The organism is Pseudomonas sp. PS01298 (genome assembly GCF_029959745.1).
Lineage (GTDB): Bacteria > Pseudomonadota > Gammaproteobacteria > Pseudomonadales > Pseudomonadaceae > Aquipseudomonas > Aquipseudomonas aylmerensis.
In genome coordinates this window covers 1-3,109 of sequence record NZ_JASCPP010000221.1, presented here as the reverse complement: position 1 = coordinate 3,109, position 3,109 = coordinate 1, and the positions used below count along the sequence as shown (strand labels likewise).

Sequence of the window (3,109 nt, the reverse complement as noted above, 5' to 3'; positions counted from 1 at the left end):
GGGCTTGCCCGCGCTGACGGTGTTTCAGTCAACCCATCTGTGACTGAAGTACCGCCATCGCGGGCAAGCCCGGCCCCCACAGTGACTGCATTCCTGCAGTTGAATCAGCTTATAGCTGACCGTCGCGATCACGGAAACCCAACAGGTACAGCACCCCGTCCAGCCCCAGCGTCGAGATCGCCTGCTTGGCCGATTGCTTGACCAACGGCTTGGCCCGGAACGCCACACCCAGGCCGGCAATCGCCAGCATCGGCAAGTCATTGGCGCCGTCGCCTACCGCAATGGTCTGCTCCAGGCGCAAACCTTCCTTGTGAGCCAATTCCTTCAGCAGATCGGCCTTGCGCTGCGCGTCGACAATCGGCTCCACCGCCACGCCAGTCACCTTGCCATCCACCACTTCCAGCTCGTTGGCGAACACATAGTCGATGCCCAGCTTGGCCTGCAATTGCTTGGCGAAGTAGGTGAAGCCGCCGGACAGGATCGCGGTTTTGTAGCCCAGGCGCTTGAGCTCGGCGAACAGGGTTTCGGCGCCTTCAGTCAGGCGCAGCGATGCACCGATGGCGTCCAGCACGCTCACATCCAGGCCCTTGAGCAGCGCCAGGCGCTCCTTGAAGCTGGCACGAAAATCCAGCTCGCCGGCCATGGCCCGCTCGGTGATCGCGGATACTTGCTCGCCGACGCCGGCCGCCTTGGCCAGTTCGTCGATGACTTCAGCTTCGATCAGCGTGGAATCCATGTCGAACACCGCCAGGCGGCGGTTGCGCCGGAACAGTGAGTCTTCCTGGAAGGCGATATCGACATTCAGCTCCTGGGCAACGCTGAGAAATTCGGCGCGCAGGGCCTGCGGATCGGCCGGCTCGCCGCGAACGGAGAACTCGATGCAGCCCTTGCCCTGGTCGGCTGGGGTGTCCAATGGCATGCGACCCGACAGACGGTCGATATGGTCGATATTCAAGCCGTACTGCGCGGTGATGGAGCTGACACGCTGCAATTGCTCGGCCGTGACCTTGCGGGTCAGCAGGGTAACGATGTGGCGTTTCTTGCCCTGGCCGGCCACCCAGTGCTGGTAATCGGCTTCAGACACCGGGGTAAAACGCACCTGCTGATCGAGCTTATAGGCCGTAAACAGGATGTCCTTGAGCACCGAGGACGCCTGTTCATTGCTCGGGATCTCCACCAGGATGCCGAACGACAAAGTGTCGTGGATCACCGCCTGGCCGATGTCGAGAATGTTCACACCACCCTGGGCCAGAACACCGGTAATGGCTGCGGTGAGACCCGGTCGGTCTTCACCGGTGATGTTTATCAGGACAATTTCGCGCAAGGCGCACCCCCAGGCTGGAAAAAAACCGCATTCTACCCACTTTCAGTGACCATCGGGCACAGCCAGCGCTTTGCCGGTCTTGGGCCTGTCGCTATACTGCGCGTCAACTTCACGGACCAAGAGCCGAGCTCAAGTGAACCGGCCCACGCCAGTAAAAACCGACAACTTCTTCCTGCTGATCTTCCGGGCACTGCGCCACCGCCGTGTACCGATCGCATTACGCATCGCCAGCCATAACGTGATCCTGGTCGCTCTGGCCCTGGTGATCTACGCCTGCGTGATGGGTTTGCAGTTCAAGCAGGCCATGCACGAGCAAGCCGACGCCCTGGGCGAAAGCTTGACCACCCAGACCGCCACCTCGGCGACTGAGCTGCTGGTGTCCAACGACATCCTCAGCCTCAACGTGCTGCTCAACAACCTGACCAAGAACCCGCTGGTGGCCCACGCCGCCATCTACAGCGTGGACAACCGGATCATGGCCGAAGCCGGGCAACGCCCGAAGAACGGCCTGCTGGGTGAAGCGGAAGGCTTGTACCAGAGCAATATTACCTTTCAGGATGTGAAGGCCGGCCAACTGCGCATCAGCCTCGACATGCAACAGTTCCAGCAGCCGATGACCATCAGCCTGCAGAGCATGGGCATCCTCAGCGCGATCCTGCTGGCATTGGCCCTGGCCTTGAGCCTGCGCCTGGGTCGGCATATCTCCACGCCGCTGATGCAACTGCGCATCTGGCTGCGGGATATCGACGAACACACCCCGGCCACCGACCGCCAGGACGAAATCGGCGACCTCGCCCGCCAACTGCACGCAAGCTTCGCGCCGGAACCGGTGATACCCGAGCCCGAGCCCGAGCCGGAATACGACGACACCGACTACGACGACGAACCCGAGTTCGAAGTGCGCGACCTGCGTGACCCGGGCTTTGACGAAAGCGCCCCGGTAGCGGGCTTGAAACCGGCGACGCGCCAGGCCTTCAAGGCCGAAGAAGACGAACTGGACGACGAAGACCCGTTCGCCGACCTGCGCGATACCACCTCGGCCAACACCGCGCCCAAGCCGGCGCCGGTGCGCAGCAGCGAACCCCAATACAGTGCCGTCCTGGCCGTGCAACTGGGCGCCCAGGACCAACTGCGTCGCCTCCCCCGCGCTCGCCTGACCGAGCTGCTGGAACGCTACCGCGACTGCCTGGACCAGGCCGCCTCGCTGTACCAGAGCGAACTGCACACCCTGAACGACGGCAGCACGCTGATGCTGTTCCACAGCGAAGACAGCGGCGAAGACTACCTGACCAACGCCATTTGCTGCGGCGAGCTGCTACGCGCCCTGGGCCATGAGTTGCAGATCGAAGTGGCTGACAGCGGCATCACCCTGCAACTGCAGCTGGGCCTGACTGTCGGCGATGATCTGTTCGGCATGAGCCAGATCGACCTGCTGCTGACAGAAATCGCCCAGGACGCCCTGGCCCTGTCCCAGCACAGCCGCAACCTGCTGCTGGTGGAACGCAAGATCAGCGAAGACACGCTGATCCGCCAGCGCGCGCGCATCCGTCCGATAGCCAGCCCTGAAGGGGCGAGCTGTGTGGAGCGCTTGATGGAGCCGTATCCGTCGATGCTGGAGCGGCAGTTGGCGCGGATGCATGAGACCCGCGCGAAGGGCTGACGAACGTTGCTTGACCGACTATAGGATCGGGCTTGTGTGGGAGCGGGCTTGCTCGCGAATGCAAAGGATCAGCCAATCAAATCCTTGACTGACACCCCGCTTTCGCGCGCAACCCCGCTCCCACA

At 62.6% G+C, this 3,109-nt stretch carries 2 protein-coding genes; one reads left to right on the top strand and one right to left on the bottom strand.

The genetic code is table 11. The features are described 5' to 3' along the window. Positions 1-109: 109 nt before the first annotated feature. The gene (serB, locus tag QMX97_RS31880) at positions 110-1,324 is read right to left on the bottom strand and encodes a phosphoserine phosphatase SerB (RefSeq protein WP_065900097.1); all 1,215 of its coding nucleotides are present in this window, start codon (positions 1,322-1,324) and stop codon (positions 110-112) included. Between the two features lie 133 nt (positions 1,325-1,457). Between serB and QMX97_RS31875 the strand changes: the two genes are divergently transcribed. Continuing rightward, positions 1,458-2,984, top strand: coding sequence for an AhpA/YtjB family protein (locus QMX97_RS31875; protein WP_262133075.1), 1,527 nt, complete (start codon positions 1,458-1,460; stop codon positions 2,982-2,984). The last annotated feature ends 125 nt before the right edge of the window (positions 2,985-3,109 follow it).